Source organism: Mycobacterium sp. (assembly GCF_050701515.1).
In the GTDB taxonomy this organism is placed as follows: Bacteria; Actinomycetota; Actinomycetes; order Mycobacteriales; family Mycobacteriaceae; genus Mycobacterium.
The window spans coordinates 1-19,839 of record NZ_JBOGDB010000153.1 but is presented as its reverse complement, the minus strand read 5'-3'; the positions used below and the strand labels follow the sequence as shown (position 1 = coordinate 19,839).

The 19,839-nt window shown below is 66.1% G+C and carries 13 protein-coding genes and 1 tRNA gene; 10 read left to right on the top strand and 4 right to left on the bottom strand.

Translation table 11 applies throughout. The features are described 5' to 3' along the window. Window positions 1-87: 87 nt before the first annotated feature. A tRNA-Arg gene (locus ACRDU5_RS13060) sits at window positions 88-163 on the bottom strand. Between the two features lie 34 nt (window positions 164-197). On the opposite strand from ACRDU5_RS13060, the gene ACRDU5_RS13055 reads away from it, so the two are divergent. From ACRDU5_RS13055 to ACRDU5_RS13010, 10 genes are all read left to right on the top strand, one after another. Further along, window positions 198-437: a group I intron-associated PD-(D/E)XK endonuclease gene (locus ACRDU5_RS13055; RefSeq protein ID WP_526614971.1), complete on the top strand. Its 240-nt coding sequence runs from the start codon at window positions 198-200 to the stop codon at window positions 435-437. Window positions 438-646: 209 nt separating this feature from the next. Continuing rightward, on the top strand, window positions 647-2,131 hold the full coding sequence (locus ACRDU5_RS13050; RefSeq protein WP_526614970.1) for a wax ester/triacylglycerol synthase family O-acyltransferase: 1,485 nt from the start codon (window positions 647-649) through the stop codon (window positions 2,129-2,131). Beyond that, on the top strand, window positions 2,128-3,819 hold the full coding sequence (locus ACRDU5_RS13045) for an HAD-IB family hydrolase (protein WP_526614968.1): 1,692 nt from the start codon (window positions 2,128-2,130) through the stop codon (window positions 3,817-3,819). Before ACRDU5_RS13050 ends, ACRDU5_RS13045 begins: the two co-directional genes overlap by 4 nt. 17 nt (window positions 3,820-3,836) lie before the next feature. Continuing rightward, on the top strand, window positions 3,837-6,164 hold the full coding sequence (locus tag ACRDU5_RS13040) for a glycerol-3-phosphate 1-O-acyltransferase (protein WP_526614975.1): 2,328 nt from the start codon (window positions 3,837-3,839) through the stop codon (window positions 6,162-6,164). Between the two features lie 22 nt (window positions 6,165-6,186). Beyond that, window positions 6,187-8,187: a bifunctional copper resistance protein CopD/cytochrome c oxidase assembly protein gene (locus ACRDU5_RS13035; RefSeq protein WP_526614966.1), complete on the top strand. Its 2,001-nt coding sequence runs from the start codon at window positions 6,187-6,189 to the stop codon at window positions 8,185-8,187. 197 nt (window positions 8,188-8,384) lie between these two features. Then, window positions 8,385-8,858, top strand: a complete 474-nt coding sequence (locus ACRDU5_RS13030) for a single-stranded DNA-binding protein (protein WP_526614965.1) — start codon at window positions 8,385-8,387, stop codon at window positions 8,856-8,858. A 96-nt stretch (window positions 8,859-8,954) separates the two neighbouring features. Further along, the gene (gene ettA / locus ACRDU5_RS13025; RefSeq protein WP_526614964.1) at window positions 8,955-10,631 is read left to right on the top strand and encodes an energy-dependent translational throttle protein EttA; all 1,677 of its coding nucleotides are present in this window, start codon (window positions 8,955-8,957) and stop codon (window positions 10,629-10,631) included. Window positions 10,632-10,685: 54 nt separating this feature from the next. Next, window positions 10,686-15,527, top strand: a complete 4,842-nt coding sequence (locus ACRDU5_RS13020; protein WP_526614963.1) for an NAD-glutamate dehydrogenase — start codon at window positions 10,686-10,688, stop codon at window positions 15,525-15,527. Between the two features lie 2 nt (window positions 15,528-15,529). Continuing rightward, the gene (locus ACRDU5_RS13015; protein ID WP_526614974.1) at window positions 15,530-15,937 is read left to right on the top strand and encodes an acyl-CoA thioesterase; all 408 of its coding nucleotides are present in this window, start codon (window positions 15,530-15,532) and stop codon (window positions 15,935-15,937) included. Next, the gene (locus ACRDU5_RS13010; RefSeq protein ID WP_526614961.1) at window positions 15,934-16,623 is read left to right on the top strand and encodes a DUF8010 domain-containing protein; all 690 of its coding nucleotides are present in this window, start codon (window positions 15,934-15,936) and stop codon (window positions 16,621-16,623) included. The genes ACRDU5_RS13015 and ACRDU5_RS13010 overlap by 4 nt, the downstream gene beginning before the upstream one ends. 66 nt (window positions 16,624-16,689) lie before the next feature. Here the strand turns inward: ACRDU5_RS13010 and ACRDU5_RS13005 are convergent, their stop codons facing one another. The 3 genes from ACRDU5_RS13005 to ACRDU5_RS12995 all read right to left on the bottom strand — a co-directional run bounded on the left by ACRDU5_RS13005 (window position 16,690) and on the right by ACRDU5_RS12995 (window position 19,702). Continuing rightward, complete coding sequence (locus ACRDU5_RS13005) at window positions 16,690-17,505, bottom strand: type IV toxin-antitoxin system AbiEi family antitoxin (RefSeq protein ID WP_526614973.1); 816 nt, start codon at window positions 17,503-17,505, stop codon at window positions 16,690-16,692. 233 nt (window positions 17,506-17,738) lie between these two features. Beyond that, on the bottom strand, window positions 17,739-19,316 hold the full coding sequence (locus ACRDU5_RS13000; RefSeq protein WP_526614959.1) for a glycoside hydrolase family 13 protein: 1,578 nt from the start codon (window positions 19,314-19,316) through the stop codon (window positions 17,739-17,741). Continuing rightward, on the bottom strand, window positions 19,316-19,702 hold the full coding sequence (locus ACRDU5_RS12995; RefSeq protein WP_526614972.1) for a globin: 387 nt from the start codon (window positions 19,700-19,702) through the stop codon (window positions 19,316-19,318). The genes ACRDU5_RS13000 and ACRDU5_RS12995 overlap by 1 nt, the downstream gene beginning before the upstream one ends. Window positions 19,703-19,839: the final 137 nt, after the last annotated feature.

Here is a 19,839-nt window from a genome sequence, read left to right as displayed (position 1 = left end):
GTCAAATGCGGAAACTCACCCGAAAACAGGCCCTAAATGCCAACAATGTCTCGGGACATCTGTCAACGATGTCCCGAGACATCACACTGGTGCCCCCGGCAGGAATCGAACCTGCGACCAACCGCTTAGAAGGCGGTTGCTCTGTCCGCTGAGCTACGGGGGCAGCGCACCCACCGTAGCCGAATGCCCTTGAACCGATGGACGGGTTCCGGTCTATGTGGGCGGACCGTAACGGGACGCACATGACACCGACCGATAAGGGCGCAATCGATACGGTGTGCATCTACTGTCCGGAGACCGATGAGTGCTATTACGTCCAGCCCGCCGCACATGGCGCGTCGGTCACGCTCCGGATTGCGCCCAGCAGGAACGGCCAGCAGGCAGGAGTGTTGGATGCTGCCGCATTCCGCGAGCTGCCGCGCGCAGTTCCCCGCTGACCTCAGCGACAGGGCATTCGTGAACCATCCGCTGAGTCCGGCGCCTGGAGTGTCCGAACCCCGTCGCGCCCGCCGAACTTCGGCATGAAGGCAGGGCTCCGCGGAGGGCGTTCCCGCGTCGCAACAGCAATTAAAGCCCCTTCGCGTCGACGGGCAGCGGACTAGCGTGGGGTCAGCAGCACTTGGGAGTAGCGAGGGGAGCGACGAACATGAGCGACGTGCCGGATCTGGACGCGGCCGGACTCCCGGAGGAGCTCAGCCCGGTCGACCAGATATTGCACCGTGGCGAAGCCAATCCCCGCACGCGCTCGGGGATCATGACCGTCGAGATTCTGGACACCACCCCCGACTGGGACAAGTTCCGGGCCAGGTTTGAGAACGCCTCACGCAAGGTGCTGAGGCTGCGGCAGAAGGTGGTGATGCCGACGCTGCCGACCGCTTCGCCGCGCTGGGTCATCGACCCGGACTTCAATCTCGATTTTCACGTGCGCCGGATGCGTGTCTCGGCGCCCGGCACCCTGCGTGAGGTCATGGACCTGGCCGAGGTCGCGCTGCAGTCACCGCTGGACATCTCCCGGCCGCTGTGGACGGCCACGCTCGTCGAGGGACTGGCCGGCGGCCGGGCCGCGCTGATGGTCCATCTCAGTCACGCCGTGACCGATGGTGTCGGTGGTGTCGAAATGTTCGCCAACATCTACGATCTCGAGCGCGACCCGCCGCCCGAAGACATCCCGCCGATGCCGATTCCGCAGGATCTGTCGCCCAACGATCTGATGCGTCAAGGGATTAACCGGCTCCCGGGCGCGATCGCCGGTGGTGTTCGCGACGCACTGTTCGGCGCCGCCCAAGCGGTCGGGCACGTGATCCGCGACCCGGTGACGACGATGGGTGGCGTCGTGGACTACGCCCTGTCCGGCGCCCGGGTGATGGGTCCGGCCGCGGAGCCGTCGCCGGTGCTGCGGCGTAGGAGCTTGTCCTCGCGAAGCGACGCAATCGATATCGAGTTCGGCGACCTGCACAAGGCTGCGAAGGCGGCAGGGGGTTCGATCAACGACGCGTATCTGGCCGGACTGTGCGGTGCCCTGCGTCGCTACCACGAAGCCAAGGGCGTGCCGATCGACACGTTGCCAATGGCGATCCCGGTGAATATGCGGTCCGATTCCGATCCCGCCGGTGGCAACCGCTTCGCCGGTGTCAACCTCGCCGCGCCGGTGGGCATGGTCGATCCCGAGAAGCGCATCAAGAGCATCCGGTCTCAGATGACCCGCAAGCGAGACGAGCGCGCCCTCGACATGGTCGGTGCGATCGCGCCCGTTCTGAGCCTGCTCCCCGACACCGTGCTGGAATCCATGGCGGGATCCATTGTGCACTCCGATGTTCAGGCCAGCAATGTCCCGGTCTATGCCGGCGACACCTTCATCGCGGGAGCAAAGATCTTGCGGCAGTACGGACTTGGCCCGTTGCCCGGTGTAGCAATGATGGTTGTGCTGGTGTCTCGGGCGGGATACTGCACGATCACGGCGCGCTACGACCGCGCAGCGGTTACGGACGGTGATCTGTTCGCCCGATACCTGAAGGCCGGATTCGACGAGGTGCTGGCGCTCGGCGGTGAAGGCCGTTCCTTCCCCGCCTCATTCACGACCGATGAATCCGGGTCCAATCCGACATCGCCGAACGGGAGCACGGCCCAATGACTTCGGGAAGCGGCCAACCGTTCCGGCGCACCAATCCGCGTACCATGCGGTTGCCCGGGTCGGTCGCCGAGATCGACGGCAGCCCGGCGGGTCCCAAGGTCGGCGCGTTCTTCGATCTGGACGGCACTCTCGTTGCCGGCTTCACCGGTGTGATCATGACCCGGGATCGGATGCGACGCCGTCAGATTGGCGTCGGTGAATTCATCGGCATGGTGCAGGCCGGCCTGAATCACCAGCTGGGCCGTTCGGAGTTCGAGGACCTGATCGGAAAGGGCGCCCGCATGCTGCGGGGCAGCTCGCTCAGCGACATTGACGAACTGGCCGAGCGGCTGTTCGTGCAGAAGATCATGGGCCGCATCTATCCGGAGATGCGCGATCTGGTTCATGCCCACATGGAGCGCGGCCATACCGTGGTGCTCAGCTCCTCGGCGCTGACCGTGCAAGTTGAGCCCGTTGCTCGGTTCTTAGGCATCAAGAACGTGCTGAGCAACAAGTTCGAGACCGACGACGACGGCCTGATCACGGGCCAGGTGCTCAGGCCCATTCTCTGGGGACCGGGCAAGGCCAGGGCCGTGCAGGCATTCGCGGCCCAGAACGGCGTGGATCTGTCGAAGAGCTATTTCTACGCCGACGGCGACGAGGACGTCGCGTTGATGTACCTGGTCGGCAATCCGCGACCCACCAACCCGGCCGGAAAGCTGGCAGCGGTGGCGGCCAAACGGGGGTGGCCGGTGCTGCGGTTCACCAGTCGCAGCGGCAACAACCCGGTCTCACAGCTGCGGACCGCGGCCGGGGTGGCGTCGATGGTGCCGATAGCGGCCGGAGCGCTCGGGTTGGGCGTGCTGACGCGCAACAAGCGCACCGGGGTCAACTTCTTCACGTCCGCCTTCGGCCGTGCGCTGCTGACCGCAACCGGCGTCAACATCAATCTGCTGGGCAAGGAGAACCTGACCGCGCAGCGGCCCGCGGTGTTCATCTTCAACCACCGCAACCAGGTTGACCCGGTCATCGCGGGCAGGCTGGTCGACGTCAACTTCACCTCCGTCGGCAAGAAGGAACTGGAGAGCGATCCGATCGTCGGCACCCTCGGCAAGGTGATGGACGCTGCCTTCATCGACCGCGACAACCCCAAGGCCGCGGTCGAAAGCCTGAAGAAGATCGAGGAAACGGCGCGCAAGGGTCTGTCCATCCTGATCGCGCCGGAGGGCACAAGGCTGGACACCACCGAGGTCGGGCCGTTCAAGAAGGGCCCGTTCCGGATTGCGATGTCGGCCGGAATCCCGATCGTGCCGATGGTGATCCGCAATGCGGAGGTCATCTCGGCCCGCGATTCGACGACCTTCAATCCCGGCACCGTCGATGTCGTGGTGTATCCACCGATCCCCGTTGACGACTGGACGGTGGAGAACCTGTCCGACCGCATTGCCGAGGTGCGTCAGCTCTTCCTCGACACGCTGAAGGACTGGCCGCACGAGGAGCTGCCGAAGATCGGCCCGTACGCCCGCAAGAAGACGACGGCGAAGAAGGCCGCACCGAAGAAGGCCGCAGCCAAGAAGACTCCAGCGAAGAAGACTCCTGCCAAGAAGGCGACCGCCAAGAAGGCGACCGCCAAGATGAGCGCAGCCAAGAAGGCCGCAGCCAAGAAGGCTTCGGCCAAGAAGGCGTCGACGAAAAAGGCTCGGTCGTGACGGTCCCCGCCGACCCGATGGCCAGCTTCTCCACCACCGACGACGCCCTGGTGCTGGCCTCGGTGTCATCGCCGGCCGAGCGTGAGCTGCTGCGCGACTGGCTACAGCGCCAACGGCGTGAGCATCCGGAGTCCACCGTCGAGGTGCTGGAGCTTCCGTCGGAAGAGGATCCGCCGCCGGGCGTGCTGGCACGGCTCGTCGAGGAGCTGGAAGCCGACGAGGACCGGGCTGTGGTGCCGGTGCGCGTCTTCTGGGTGCCCGGCGGCCTGCCCACCCGCTCGAAGGTCGCGGCGTTGATTTCCGGCCGGGACACCTATCGGCCTCCGGAGATTCTGCAACGCCGCATCCTCAAGCGGGATCCGTCGCGCGCGCGGGTGGTCGCGGGCGAGCCCGCGAAGGTTTCCGAGCTGCGCCAGCAGTGGAACGACACCACGGTCGGCGAGAACCCGCGCGACCTCGCACATTTCGTGATCCGGCGCGCCATCCTGGCCATCGACCGCGTCGAGCTGCGGTTGCTCGGGCCGGAGTACAAGTCGCCGAAGCTCATCAAGCCCGAAATGCTGGCGTCGGCGCGGTTCCGTGAGGGCTTGGAGCAGATTCCCGGCGCGACGGTCGAAGCGGCGGGCAAGATGCTGGACGAGCTGGCCACCGGGTGGAGCCGGTTTTCCGTCGACCTCATCCCGTCGGTGGGCCGGGCGATCTTCAGTCGGGGTTTCGATCCCAATATCGACTACGACCGCGCCGAGATCGAGTCGATGCGGCGCGCGTTGGAAACGCACCCGGCGGTGCTGCTGTTCTCGCATCGGTCCTACCTCGATGGCGTGATCGTGCCGGTGGCCATGCAGGAGAACCGGCTGCCGCCGGTGTACACATTCGCCGGTATCAACCTGTCATTCGGGTTCATGGGCCCGCTGATGCGCCGCTCGGGCGTCATCTTCATCCGGCGCAAGCTCGACGAGCCGTTGTACAAGTACGTGCTCCGGCAGTTCGTCGGCTACATCGTCGAGAAGCGGTTCAACCTGAGCTGGTCCATCGAGGGCACCCGGTCGCGGACCGGAAAGATGTTGCCGCCCAAGCTCGGTCTGATGGCCTACGTCGCCGACGCCTATCTCGACGGACGCAGCGACGACATATTGCTGCAGCCGGTGTCGATCAGCTTCGATCAGCTGCACGAGACCGCCGAATACGCCGCCTATGCCCGCGGCGGCGAGAAGACACCCGAGGGGCTGTCCTGGCTGTACAACTTCATCAAGGCGCAGGGTGAACGCAACTACGGCAAGATCTACGTCCGCTTCCCGCAAGCCGTTTCGATGCGGGAGTACCTGGGCGAGCCGGGTGGACCGATCACCAAGGATGACGCCGGGAAGCGGCTGGCGATGCAGAAGACGGCCTTCGAGGTGGCCTGGCGGATACTGAGGGCGACGCCGGTCAACGCCACCGGGCTGGTGTCGGCGCTGCTGCTGACCACCCGCGGTGTGGCGCTCACCCTCGACCAGCTGCATCACACGCTGCAGGACTCGCTGGACTACCTGGAGCGCAAGCAGACGCCGATGACCAACAGCGCGCTGCGGCTGCGCACCGCCGATGGCGTACGGGCCGCTCTGGACGCAATGTCCAACGGACATCCGGTCACCTGCGTCGAGGGTGGCAGGGAGCCGGTGTGGCGCATAAGTCCGGAGCAAGAGCACGAGGCCGCGTTCTACCGCAACACCACCATCGACGCTTTCCTGGAAACGTCGATTGTCGAGCTGTCACTCGCCTACGCCGCACGAGCCGAAGGCGATCGATTGGAGGCTTTCTGGGAACAGGCGATGCGGCTGCGGGACCTGCTCAAGTTCGAGTTCTACTTCGCCGACTCCGCGGCATTTCGCGAGCACCTCGCCGAAGAGATGGCCTGGCACGACGATTGGGAGTCGCACGTCTCTGCCGGCCGCGACGGCATCGACACGCTGCTGCGGGCCAAGCGACCGCTGATCGCGACGGCGGTGCTGCGGCCCTACTTCGAGGCCTACGAGATCGTGGCTGACGTGTTGCGCGACGCGCCCGCGGAGATCGGCGAGAAGGATCTGACGAAACGTGCGCTCGGAGTGGGAAACCAGTACGTCGCGCAGAACCGGGTGCGTAGCAACGAGTCGGTGTCCGCGCTGCTGTTCGCCACCGCGCGTCAGGTGGTCGCCGATCAGCATCTGCTGGACGCTGCGGCCGACCTGACCGAGCGGCGCATCGCGTTCCTTGACGAAATGCGCGCCATCCTGCGGGATATGGACAAGGTCGAGCAGATATCCCGCGAGCAGTTCCTCGCGCGCGAGGTGGAGCGACGCCGCATGCGCAGCGAGTCCGCCTAGCCACACGCCATACGCTGGGCGCATGACCACCGTCACGGCCGGCGTGCGCAGTAGCGCGGTGGCGCCGGTGCTCATTGGGGTCGCGATGCTGGCGGGTGCGACCGCCGCGGGTATCGGCGCGCTGACGCTGGCCGACGCGCTGACCGCCACGGGTCTGCCCGATCCCGGCCCGGTAACCACCTATGGCCTGCCGTTCGTGCGGGCCGCCGGGGAGATCGCCGCCGTGCTGGCCGTCGGATCGTTTCTGTTCGCGGCCTTTCTGGTGCCGCCGCAGCAGAATGGTGTGCTCGACGCCGACGGCTACCGGGCGCTGCGCCTGGGCACCGTGGCGTCGGGGGTATGGGCGGTTTGTGCGGCGCTACTGGTGCCGCTGACCGTCTCCGATGTCACCGGTCAGCCGCTGACGGCCCGCCTCAGCCTGTCGGACATCTGGGCGGTGGCGAGTCTGGTCGAGACCGCGGGGGCCTGGCGGTGGACGGCGTTCTTGGCCGCGGCGGTCACTATCGCGAGCATTCCGGTGCTGCGCTGGTCACCCATGCCGGTGCTGTTCGGCGGCGCACTGGTCACCCTGATTCCGTTGGCGCTCACCGGCCATTCGTCATCGGGCGGCTCGCACGACCTGGCGACCAACAGCCTGCTCATCCACTTGATTGCGGCCGCGTTGTGGGCCGGCGGCCTGTTGGCGCTGCTCGCCCATGCGCTACGCCGCGGCGGGCACGCCGCGCTGGCCGCGCGTCGGTTCTCCGCCCTCGCCCTGTGCTGCTTCGTCGCGATGGCGCTCAGCGGCGTCGTCAATGCCTTGGTGCGGGTTCGACCGGGCGACCTGCTGCACAGCGGTTACGGCTGGCTGATCATCGCCAAGGCCGCCGCGCTGTGCGCGCTCGGCTTCATCGGATGGCGTCAGCGGCGCAGCGGCGTCGCCGCGCTGCGGTCGGATCCGCAGGCGCGCGGCCCGCTGATCAAACTGGCGCTGATCGAGGCGGTGATCTTCGGTCTGACATTCGGTGTGGCCGTCGCGCTGGGCCGGACTCCGCCGCCCCCGCCACCGGTCTTCAATCCATCCATTCCCGCCATCGAGATCGGCTATGACTTCGCCGGGCCGCCCACCGTGGCCCGGGTGCTGTTCGACTGGCGGTTCGACTTGATCTTCGGCACCGCGGCCATCGTCATGGCGGTGCTGTATCTGGTCGGGGTGCGCCGCCTGCGCCGGCGTGGCGATATGTGGCCGACGGGCCGGATCGTGGCGTGGCTGTTGGGCTGCGTGGTGCTGCTGCTGGCGACGTCCTCGGGTGTCGGCCGGTACATGCCCGCCATGTTCAGCATGCACATGGCCGCTCACATGCTGCTGTCGATGCTCACGCCGATCCTGCTGGTGCTCGGCGGGCCGGTGACGCTGGCGCTGCGGGCGCTGCCGACCGCCCGGCGGGACGATCCGCCCGGCCCGCGCGAGTGGCTGCTGGCGGCGTTGCACTCCCGACTGTCGCGGTTCTTCACCAACCCGATCGTCGCGACCCTGTTGTTCGTCGTCGGCTTCTACGGCCTGTACTTCGGGGGCATCTTCGACGCCGCGGCCGGCAGTCACGCGGCCCATCTCGCGATGAACCTGCATTTCCTGATCACCGGTTATCTGTTCTATTGGGTGGTCATCGGCGTCGATCCCACACCGCGTCCGATTCCGCCACTTGGCAAGTTGGGGATGGTGTTTGCGTCATTGCCGCTGCACGCGTTCTTCGGCGTGGTGTTGATGAGCACGAAAGACGTGCTGGGGGAGAGCTTCTACGAGTCGCTGCAGCTCTACTGGCACACCGATCTGCTCGGTGACCAGCGACTGGGCGGTGGAATCGCCTGGGCCGCAGGCGAAATCCCGCTGGTTGTGGTGATGATCGCATTGCTGGTGCAATGGACGCGCAGCGATCGGCGCACCGCCAAGAGGCTCGACCGGGCGGCCGATCGCGACGACGACGCGGCGCTGGCCGCCTACAACGCCATGCTGGCCGAACTCGCCCGCCGCGACAGGGGCTAGATCGCTGCCAGCGCCGAGCGTGCGCTCACTGCGAAATTCGTCCAAGTTTTTCGCAGTGGACGCACGTTCGGTGAATCCACAGTGAGCGATTTATCCACATCCCGCGACAGAGCCGGGCCGCGTCTGCGCGGCAGTGTCGGCGTCGACCGGGTAAATGGCGATGTACGGCAGAAGCCAGACGAATCGAAAGGAAAACCATGTTCGAGACACCGTTCACCGTCGTCGGGACCATCGTCACCGATCCCATCCGGCGCCGGGTCGGCGATCAGGAGGTCTACAAATTCCGGGTGGCCAGCAACTCGCGGCGACGCACCGCCGAGGGCAAGTGGGAACCCGGCAACTCGTTGTTCGTCTCGGTGAACTGCTGGGGCAAGCTGGTCACCGGTGTCGGCGCCTCGCTCGGGAAGGGTGACCCGGTGATCGTTGTTGGTTACGTGTACACCAGCGAGTACGAGGACCGCGAAGGCGTTCGGCGTTCGTCGCTGGAAGTGCGGGCCACCTCGGTCGGACCGGATCTGGCGCGCAGCATCGCAACCATCCAACGGCCGAAACAAACCGGCGGCAACAGCGACGAGGGCGCCGAACGCAAGGACGACGAGTCCCCGGTCGAGGCCGAGGCGGACGAGGCGGACGAGACCGTCGGCGGAAAGGCGCTGCCCGTGTCGGCATGAGCCGGCTGAGCCGCTGACGGTGCGGTCGGGACGGCCAGTGCCTACGCCTACGATGGTCCGCGAGCAATACCGAGACCAGAGAGGCATTAGTACGGCATGGCCGATTACATCTACACGATGCGGAAGGTCCGCAAGGCGCACGGCGACAAGGTCATCCTTGACGACGTCACGCTGGCTTTCCTGCCGGGAGCCAAGATCGGCGTGGTAGGGCCGAATGGGGCCGGCAAGTCAAGCGTCCTGCGGATCATGGCCGGCCTGGACCAGCCCAACAACGGCGACGCATTTCTGCAGCCCGGCGCCACCGTCGGCATTCTGCAGCAGGAACCCCTGCTGAACGAGGAGAAGACGGTCCGGGGCAACGTCGAAGAGGGGCTGGGCGAGATCAAGGTCAAGCTCGATCGCTTCAACGAGGTGGCCGAGCTGATGGCCACCGACTACTCCGACGAGCTGATGGAGGAGATGGGCCGGCTGCAGGAGGACCTGGACCACGCCGACGCGTGGGACCTCGTCTCGCTGCTCGAGCAGGCGTTGGACGCGCTGCGCTGCCCGCCGCCCGACGAGCCTGTGACCCATCTGTCCGGCGGTGAGCGGCGGCGGGTCGCGTTGTGCAAGCTGCTGCTGTCCAAGCCCGACCTGCTGCTGCTCGACGAGCCGACCAACCACCTCGACGCGGAAAGCGTGCAATGGCTCGAGCAGCACCTGGCCGAGTACAAGGGCGCGATCCTCGCGGTCACCCACGACCGCTACTTCCTGGACAACGTCGCCGAGTGGATCCTGGAACTCGACCGCGGTCGGGCCTACCCCTACGAGGGCAACTACTCCACATATCTGGAGAAGAAGGCCGAGCGCGTCGCGGTGCAGGGCCGCAAGGACGCCAAGCTGCAGAAGCGGTTGCAGGACGAGCTGGCGTGGGTGCGGTCCGGGGCCAAGGCCCGACAGGCCAAGGGCAAGGCGCGGCTGCAGCGCTATGAGGAGATGGCCGCCGAGGCGGAGAAGACCCGCAAGCTCGACTTCGAGGAGATCCAGATCCCGACCGGCCCACGGCTGGGCAGTTTGGTGGTGGAGGTCGAGCACCTGGACAAGGGCTTCGAGGGCAGGCCGTTGATCAAGGACCTGTCCTTCACGTTGCCACGCAACGGCATCGTCGGCGTCATCGGCCCCAACGGTGTCGGCAAGACGACCTTGTTCAAGACCATCGTCGGACTCGAACAACCCGACAGCGGCACCGTCAAGGTCGGTGAGACCGTCAAACTCAGCTACGTCGACCAGTCGCGCGCGGGCATCGACCCGAAGAAAACCGTGTGGCAGGTGGTCTCCGACGGACTGGACTACATCGAAGTCGGGCAGAACGAGATCCCGTCCCGGGCCTACGTCTCGGCGTTCGGGTTCAAGGGGCCCGACCAGCAGAAACCGGCCGGCGTGCTGTCCGGCGGTGAGCGCAACCGGCTCAACCTGGCGCTCACCTTGAAAGAGGGCGGCAACCTGATCCTGCTCGACGAGCCGACCAACGATCTCGACGTCGAGACCCTCAGCTCGCTGGAGAACGCGCTGGAGCGGTTCCCGGGCTGTGCGGTGGTGATCTCCCACGACCGCTGGTTCCTGGACCGCACCTGCACGCACATCCTGGCGTGGGAGGGCGACGACGACAACGAGGCCAAATGGTTCTGGTTCGAGGGCAACTTCGCCGCCTATGAAGAGAACAAAGTGGAACGACTTGGTGTCGAAGCGGCCCGTCCGCACAGGGTGACCCACCGCCGGCTCACACGCGACTAATGTCGCAGCTGCGTACCAGCGCAGGTAGGCAGCAGTGAGGCAGGAGCGAGCCGCATGACGGTCAATCCGGGGGCCATCAACGGGCCGACCGAGCCGATGATGGTCGCCCCGGCCACCCTCGAAAAGCTCGGCAGGGCCTACATCGCGACGTACCACGGTCCGCACGGCGATGCGCCGACCGTCGATACCGTCACCGCCCCGGTGGACATGAGGGCGGCAGGAAAACTGATGTCGCCGGCGCTGCTGGCCGCGCACTACAAGCTGGGCAAGCAGCGACAGGTCGGGGAAACCCGCGTTGAGCTCTATGCGCAGGATGACCCGGCCGGGTTCGGCCCCGCGCTGCAGATCGTCACCGACTACGCGACGATGCTGATGGATTCCGTGACCGTGCTGCTGCACCGGCTCGGGGTGGCGTACAAGGCGATCATGAACCCGGTGCTGCGGGTGCGGCGCAGCCCGACCGGGGAGCTGCTGGATATCCGGCCGGCCTCGGAGGCGGACAGCTCTCGCGAAGGCATCGACGAGGCGTGGATCCATGTTCAGCTGGCCAGTTCGGTCGACTCCAAGGCGCTGGCGGAGGCCGAGCGGCTGTTGCCCAATGTGCTCGCCGACGCCCGTCAGGTTGCGCTCGACTCGCGGGCGTTGACCGGGACGCTGCTCGGTCTTGCCAATGAACTGGACACCGACCCGGAGGGACGGTTCCCCGGTCCGGATCGCAAGGACGTTGCTGCGCTGCTGCGTTGGCTTGCCGACGGGAATTTCGTGCTGCTGGGTTATCAGCGTTGCCCGGTGAGTGACGGACAGTCGTCGGTCGACCCGTCGAGTCGCCTTGGCGTACTGCGGCGCCGGGAGGAGGTCCTTCCGCAGCTCACCGACAGCGACGACCTGCTGGTGCTGGCGCAGGCCACGATTCCCAGCTTCCTGCGCTACGGTGCGTACCCCTATATCGTCGTGGTCCGCGAGCACCCCGGGCATCAGGCGGTCGAGCACCGCTTCGTCGGCCTTTTCACCGTCGCCGCCATGAATGCCAATGTGATGGACATTCCGCTGATTTCGAAGCGGGTCAGCGAGGCGATCGCGATGGCGCAGCGTGATCCCAGCCATCCGGGCCAACTCCTGCTCGACATCATCCAAACCATTCCCCGTTCGGAGCTCTTTGCGCTCAGCTCGCGGGAGCTGTTGGAAATGGCAATGGCCGTGGTCGACCTGGGCTCGCGCCGCCGAACCTTGTTGTTCCTGCGCGCCGATCAGCTCGCACACTTCGTGTCGTGCCTGGTATATCTGCCACGCGATCGGTACACCACGGCCGTTCGGCTCGCGATGCAGGACGTCCTGGTTCGTGAGCTCCGGGGTGAGAGCATCGAGTACGCCGCCCGCGTCAGCGAATCACCTTGGGCAGTAGTGCATTTCACCGTCCGAATGCCCCAAGGGGCGCGGCCCCAGGACATCGACGTCTCGGTGGAGAACGAGACGCGCATCCAGGACTTGCTGACCGAGGCGGCGCGAACGTGGGGCGACCGGTTGCTCGGCGCGGTGAAAACCGGATCCATCGAACAGGCCAAGGCCAACCACTACGCGAACGCGTTCAATGAGGTCTACAAGCAGGCCTTCACGACCGAGGACGCGATCAAAGACATCGCGATCATCGAAGAGCTGCAAGACAATTCGGTCAAGCTGGTGTTCTCCGATGGTGGCGCCGATGGCACGGCGCAGCTCACCTGGTATCTGGGTGGCCGATCGGCGTCGCTGAGTCAGCTACTGCCGATGCTGCAATGCATGGGCGTGATCGTGCTCGAAGAACGGCCGTTCACGGTGACTCGGGCCGACGGTCTGCCGGTCTGGATCTACCAGTTCAAGATTTCGGTGCAGAGCGACATTCCCGAAGAGCCCGAAGGACCCGAACGGGACGCGACCGCGCAGCGGTTCGCCGATGCGGTCACCGCGATCTGGCACGGCCGCGTCGAGATCGACCGGTTCAGCGAGCTGGTGCTACGGGCCGGGCTGACGTGGCAGCAGGTGGTCATCGTACGTGCGTACGCAAAGTATCTGCGGCAGGCGGGATTTCCGTACAGCCAGGCCCACATCGAGACGGTGCTCAACGACAATCCGGGTACCGCGCGGTCGCTGGTCGAGCTCTTCGAAGCGCTGTTCGACCCGTCGGATACCACAGACCGCCGCGACGCGCAGGCCGCCGCCGCGTCGGTTACCGCCGACATCGATGCCTTGACCAGCCTCGACACCGACCGGGTGCTGCGCGGCTTCGCGTCGATGATCCAGGCCACGCTGCGGACGAACTACTTTGTCAGCAGGCCGGATTCGGCCCGCGCGCAGAATGTGGTGTCGCTCAAACTCAACCCCCAACTCATCGACGAACTGCCGCTGCCGCGGCCGAGGTTCGAGGTCTTCGTTTACTCGCCGCGGGTGGAAGGCGTGCACCTGCGGTTCGGATTCGTCGCCCGCGGCGGGCTGCGCTGGTCGGATCGCCGAGAGGACTTCCGCACCGAGATCCTCGGCCTGGTCAAGGCGCAGGCGGTGAAGAACGCCGTCATCGTGCCCGTCGGCGCCAAGGGCGGATTCGTGGTCAAGCAGCCTGCGCAGCCCACCGGCGACCCGGTGGCCGACCGCGATGCCCATCGCACCGAGGGCATCGCCTGCTACAAGCTGTTCATCTCCGGCCTGCTGGACCTGACCGACAACGTCGACCAGACCACCGGCAAGGTCGTCACCCCGCCCGACGTCGTGCGCCGTGACGGTGACGACGCGTATCTCGTGGTGGCCGCCGACAAGGGCACCGCAACGTTCTCCGACATCGCCAACGATGTCGCGAAGTCCTACGGATTCTGGCTCGGTGACGCGTTCGCCTCCGGCGGATCGGTGGGCTACGACCACAAGGCGATGGGCATCACGGCCAAGGGCGCCTGGGAAGCCGTCAAGCGGCACTTCCGCGAGATGGGCGTCGACACCCAGACCGAGGACTTCACCGTCGTGGGCATCGGCGATATGAGCGGCGACGTGTTCGGCAACGGCATGCTGCTGTCCAAGCACATCCGGTTGGTGGCCGCCTTCGACCACCGGCATATTTTCCTCGACCCGGACCCGGACGCCGCGACGTCGTGGGAGGAGCGCCGACGCCTGTTCGAGCTGCCGCGATCGAGCTGGGACGACTACGACCGAGCGTTGATCAGCGAAGGCGGCGGGGTGTACAGCCGCGAGCAGAAGTCCATCCCCTTCACACCGCAGGTTCGCACCGCGCTCGGTCTGGAGGTCGACGTCACCGAGCTGACACCACCCGAGCTGGTTCGCAGGATCTTGAAGGCGCCAGTGGACCTGCTGTTCAACGGCGGCATCGGCACCTACATCAAGGCCGAGACCGAGTCCGACGCCGATGTCGGCGACCGGGCCAATGACATGGTGCGAGTGAACGGCAACCAGGTTCGCGCCAAGGTGATCGCCGAAGGCGGCAACCTCGGCGTGACGTCGCTCGGTCGCATCGAATTCGATTTGGCCGGCGGCCGGATCAACACCGACGCCCTCGACAACTCCGCCGGGGTGGACTGCTCCGATCACGAGGTGAATATCAAGATCCTGATCGATGCCCTGGTGAGCACCGGCAAGGTCCGGCCCGAGGACCGCACGGAGCTGCTGCTGTCGCTGACCGACGAGGTGGGCCGGCTGGTGCTGGTCGACAACGAAGACCAGAACGATTTGATGGGCACCAGTCGAGCCAACGCGGCGAGCCTGTTGCCGGTGCACGCCCGAGAGATCAAGGTCCTGGTCGCCGAACGCGGCCTGAACCGAGAGCTCGAGGCGCTGCCGTCGGAGAAGGAGATCCGGCGGCGCACCGAAGCGGGACTGGGCCTGACCTCCCCGGAACTCGCGACGCTGATGGCACACGTCAAGTTGGAACTCAAGGACCAGGTGCTGGCCAGCGACCTGCCGGATCAAGAGGTGTTCGCCGCCCGGCTGCCGAATTACTTCCCGTCCCGGCTGCGGGAGGAATTCGGCCAGGAGATCCGTTCGCACCAGCTGCGTCGCGAGATCGTCACTACCGTGCTGGTCAACGATCTGGTCGAAGCCAGCGGGATCACCTATGTCTATCGGGTGATGGAGGACGTCGGCGTGGGACCGGTTGACGTGGTGCGGGCGTACGTCGCCACCGACGCGATCTTCCGGATCGAGGCGGTGTGGCGGCGGATCCGCGCGGCTGGCCTGTCGGTCGCGGTGTCCGATCGACTGACGCTGGATATGCGCCGGCAGATCGACCGGGCCGGCCGCTGGCTGCTCAACTATCGCCCGCAGCCGCTGGCCGTGGGTGCCGAGATCAACCGCTTCGCCAAGAAGGTGGCCGAGTTGACGCCGCGCATGTCGGAGTGGCTGCATGGCGACGACCGCGCCATTGTCGAGAAACAGACCGCCGAGTTCACCTCGCATGGGGTGCCAGAAGATCTGGCCTACATCATCTCGTCGGGGCTGTACCAGTACAGCCTGCTCGAGATCATCGACATCGCCGATATCGTCGACCGCGAGCCGGTCGAAGTGGCCGACACATACTTCGCGCTGATGGATCATCTCGGCACCGATGGGCTGCTGACCGCGGTATCCGGGCTGCCGCGTGACGATCGCTGGCATTCGTTGGCGCGCTTGGCTATTCGTGACGACATCTACGGATCATTGCGCTCGCTGTGCTTCGACGTGCTTGCCGTTGGCGAGCCGGACGAGCGCGGCGAAGAGAAGATCGCGGAGTGGGAGCTGATTAACGGCTCCCGGGTGCAGCGGGCGCGGCGCACGCTCGACGAGATCTACGAGTCCGACCAGCGTGACCTTGCTACGTTGTCGGTCGCGGCGCGCCAGATCCGCAGCATGACACGAACGAGCGGAACGGGGACGTCTGGGTGACGATGGGTTTTGTTGCGCCGGTGCATGTGCGCTGGTCGGACATCGACATGTACCAGCACATCAACCACGCCACCATGGTCACGCTGTTGGAAGAGGCGCGAATCCCGTTCCTGCGCGAGCCGTTCGCAGCCGACATCAACGAGATCGGGCTGTTGATCCACGAGGTCAAGATTCTCTACAAAGGCCAGCTGCGCTTGGTGGATTCGCCGCTGCAGGTGACCATGTGGTCGAAGCGAGTACGGGCCGTCGACTTCACCATCGGTTACGAGGTGCGGCCGGTCAATGCTCCGCCCGACTCCAAACCGTCCGTGATCGCCGAGACGCAATTGGCCGCCGTCCACATCGAAGAGCAACGGCTGCAACGGCTTTCGTCGGCACAACAAGAGTATCTGCGGCGCTGGATGCGATGAACAGTCCCGAGCGGGGCATCTGGCTGGGAGACGCCACCCACCGTGAGGATCTCGCCACCTTTGTCGAACGGGCGGTGCGGCTCGACGATGCCGCCGTGATCCGGCTGCGGGAACGCCCGGGCGGGCTGATGGTGGCGTGGGTGGCCACCGGCTTCGACGTGCTAGCCAGCCGGGTGGTGGCCGGACGGGTGCGTCCGGCGGACCTGAGCGCCGGTGCCGACGCGCTCGCCCGCGGGCTCAGCGCGATGGACCGCACCGGGCACGTCGATCCGGGCTTTCCGATGGACTCCGCCTGGCGCGGTGCGCTGCCGCCGGACGCCGGGTTCGCCCATCTCGACGACGTCCCGGCGCGGGTGGTGCTCGACCTCGCGCAGCGCGGCGTCGAGCTGGCCAAGGAGCACGGCAGCTCGCACGGCCCGCCGGTATCGCTGCTCGACCAGGAGGTGCTCGCGGTCAGCTCCGAACACGGCAACGTCGGCATCCCGATGCGCTGCGTTTTCGCCTTGACCGCAATGGGTTTCCTGCCGCAGTCGTCGGCCGCGAGCCAGGGGATGGGCCTGGATCCCGAAACCGTGACCGCCGACGAGATCGTGCGGGTGCGGGCATTGCCCGCGTGGCTGCGGATCGACGCCCGATTCGGTTCGGTGTACCGCCGCCGCGGCGACCCCGCGCTGGTGCTGCGCTAACCTTTCCTGCGCGAGCAGTCGCAAAAGCCCCCGACACGCCGACGAATATGGGGCTTTTGCGTCTGCTCAGCCGGCGAGGGAAGCGCGCCCTAAATGCCGAAAGACTCGCGCGACGAGGTCGAACGGGTTGCGACGAATGTCGTCAACGACGATCGGCATGACCGACCAGCCGCATTCCTGCAGCCGCGACGTCTTGATCCGGTCGCGCTTGAATGCTGTTGGATTGGCGTGCCACTCGACGCTGTCGTACTCCACGGCAAGCATCGCGTCCGGCCATGCGAAATCGACCCGCCATAACTGACCACACCGGTCGACGATCTCGTACTGCAACTCGGGTAGCGGCAGCCCGCCATCGATAAATACCAGGCGCGCTTCGCTTTCCATCGCCGACTCCGCTCTGCCGTCGGCGTACACCGCGAGTTCTCGTACATTGACGATGCCGCGTCGACCCTTCTGTTCGGCTATCGCGGCATTCAACTCGTCACGCGTGCAGGCGCCGCAATGCAATGCGGCGTCGAGGATCGCCAACGCTCGCGGGCGCCACAGTGTGCGGGCGACCTCGACTGCCGTCCAGGCCGGCGCAGTCGCCAGCCGTCCCTCGGCCCGCCGCAGCGGCGCTCCGACTCGCTGGTGGACCATCAGCCCTGTGGTCGGTCGCATGCGAACACCGGGATCGAGGATATGGACAGCATCATCTTTTTCGGTGGCGAAGCCGTACAGGTGCGCCGCCGTGTCCATGCATGCAACGATCCTTTCGCCCGCAATCAGATCGAGCGCCGCCAGGCGCCCGATAATGTCGGGCGGACTTAACGCGTAGACGCCATGCCACACCCGGACGATGGCCCCAGCCTTCACGTGGGACGCCAGCATCTTGCGCGACATCACCGCAAGCAACTGCTGTGTGGTGGCCAGTCCGCAGTTGGGCGAGAAGATGTCGTCGATGAGCACGTTCCCAATGCTGTCGACGGTGTCGCTTCCGTTGAATGTGTCGGCGCGAATCTGTGGACCGATGCAGCTCTGTGGAGCACCATCAGACGCAAAAGCATCCGACACGCCGATGAAAATGGAGCTTTTGCGTTCCCCAGCTTGCGCGTGGGCCCAGCTCGCGGGGGGAACTAGACCAACCAGGCCGCGGCGTTCGGCGGCAGCTTGCCATCCACCAGTTCCGCGCTGGCCAGCAGTACCTCACCCGTCAGGGCCAGCGGCTCGTCGCCGGTGTTGAGCGCGCAGACCAACCCGCCGCCAACCAACCGGAACAACAGCACGTCGGACGGTGAGTCCAGCCATTCGATGGCGGTGCCGTCGAATTCGCTTCGGTCCCTGCGCAATCGGAGTGCCTTGCGATAGAACGACAGCGTGGAATCGGGGCCGGGCAGCTGCTTCTCGACGGTCATCGACGACCAGGTCGGCGGGATCGGCAGCCAGGTATCGGGATTGCCGGAGAACCCGAACGGGGGAGTGTCACCGGACCACGGCATCGGCACCCGGCAGCCGTCGCGGCCACGCCTGGTGTGCCCGGAGCGCTCCCACACCGGGTCGCGCAGGGCCTCGTCAGGCAACTCGACATTGGCGAGGCCGAGTTCTTCGCCGTTGTAGACGAACACCGCGCCCGGCAATGCGAGCATCACCAGGGCCATCGCCCATGCGCGGGCCAGCCCGACACTGCCGCCGCCGTAACGGGTGACCTCGCGGTTGACGTCGTGGTTGGAGATTGTCCACGTCGGCGTCGCACCCTCGATCGCGGCGGCTGCCAACGAGTTCTCGATCGCACCGCGGATGTCGGCCGCGTCGAAGTCCGCCCGCAGCAGCCGGAAATTGAAGCCCAAGTGCAGCTCGTCGGCGCGCAGATAGCGGGAGAACTGTTGGTTGTCGTACACCCACACTTCGCCGATCGCGACCGCATGCGGGTAGTCGTTGAGCACCGTGCGGATGTGCCGGTGGATGTCGTGTACGCCCTCGTGGTTGAAGCGCGGGTCGTTGTCCATTTCCTCGAGCAGCAGTGTGTGCCCGGTGATCTCCATGTCGGGCAGCCCCGGCGGCTTGGCCATGCCGTGCGCGACGTCGATGCGGAAGCCGTCGACGCCGCGCTCCAGCCAGAATCGCAGCGTCTTCTCCAGATCGTCGTAGACCTCGGCGTTGTCCCAATTGAGGTCGGGCTGGTCGGCATCGAACAGGTGCAGGTACCACTGGCCAGGGTTGCCGTCCGGCTCGGTGATCCGAGTCCACGCCGGTCCACCGAAGATCGACAACCAGTTGTTGGGTGGATTCACCCCTTCAGGCCCGGTGCCGTCGCGGAAGATGTAGCGCTCCCGCTGGTCGCTGCCGGGGCTTGCGGCCAGCGCGGCCTGAAACCACGCGTGCTGCGAGCTGGTGTGATTCGGCACCAGATCCATCGTGATCTTGATGTCGAGCCGGTGGGCCGCCTCGGTCAGCCGGTCCATCGCGTCGAGGCCGCCGAACAGCGGGTCGACGTCGCGCGGATCGGCCACGTCGTAGCCGTGGTCGGCCATCGGCGAAACCGTGACCGGGTTGAGCCAGATGGCGTCGACGCCGAGCGCCGCGAGGTAGTCCAGCTTGGCCACCACGCCGTCGAGGTCGCCGACGCCGTCGCCGTTGCTGTCACAGAACGACCGCGGATAAACCTGGTAGAACACGGCACGCGACCACCACGGTGTGGAATCCCGGCCGGCCATCAGAATGGCGAATTGACCATGGAGTGGGCGGCCATCTCCAGATACGCCAGCAGCTCCTTGCGATGCTCGTCGTCGAGGGTCTCGGAGTCGATCGACGCCACCGCGGTGTGCATGCACCGCAACCAGGCGTCGCGTTCGAGGTATCCGATCCGGAACGGGCTATGGCGCATCCGCAGCCGCGGGTGCCCGCGCTGGTCGGAGTAGGTCCGCGGGCCGCCCCAATACTGCTCGAGGAACATCCGCAACCGCTCCTCGGCGTCGTCGAGTTCGTCTTCGGGATACACCGGGCGCAGGATTTCGTCCTCGCGCACCAGCGCGTAGAACCGCGACACGATGGCATGGAACGTGTCGTGGCCACCCACTTCCTCGTAGAACGACCGTTGCACCTCTGTCACGACACCCATTGTTCCTTGCCGGGCAGACCCGCCGGCCGGCCGGTCAAGTCACGGGTAGTTCATTCCGGTGACCTGCTGACACGGACCCATTTGTTATGCGATTGACCCCAATCCATGGTGGACTGTCC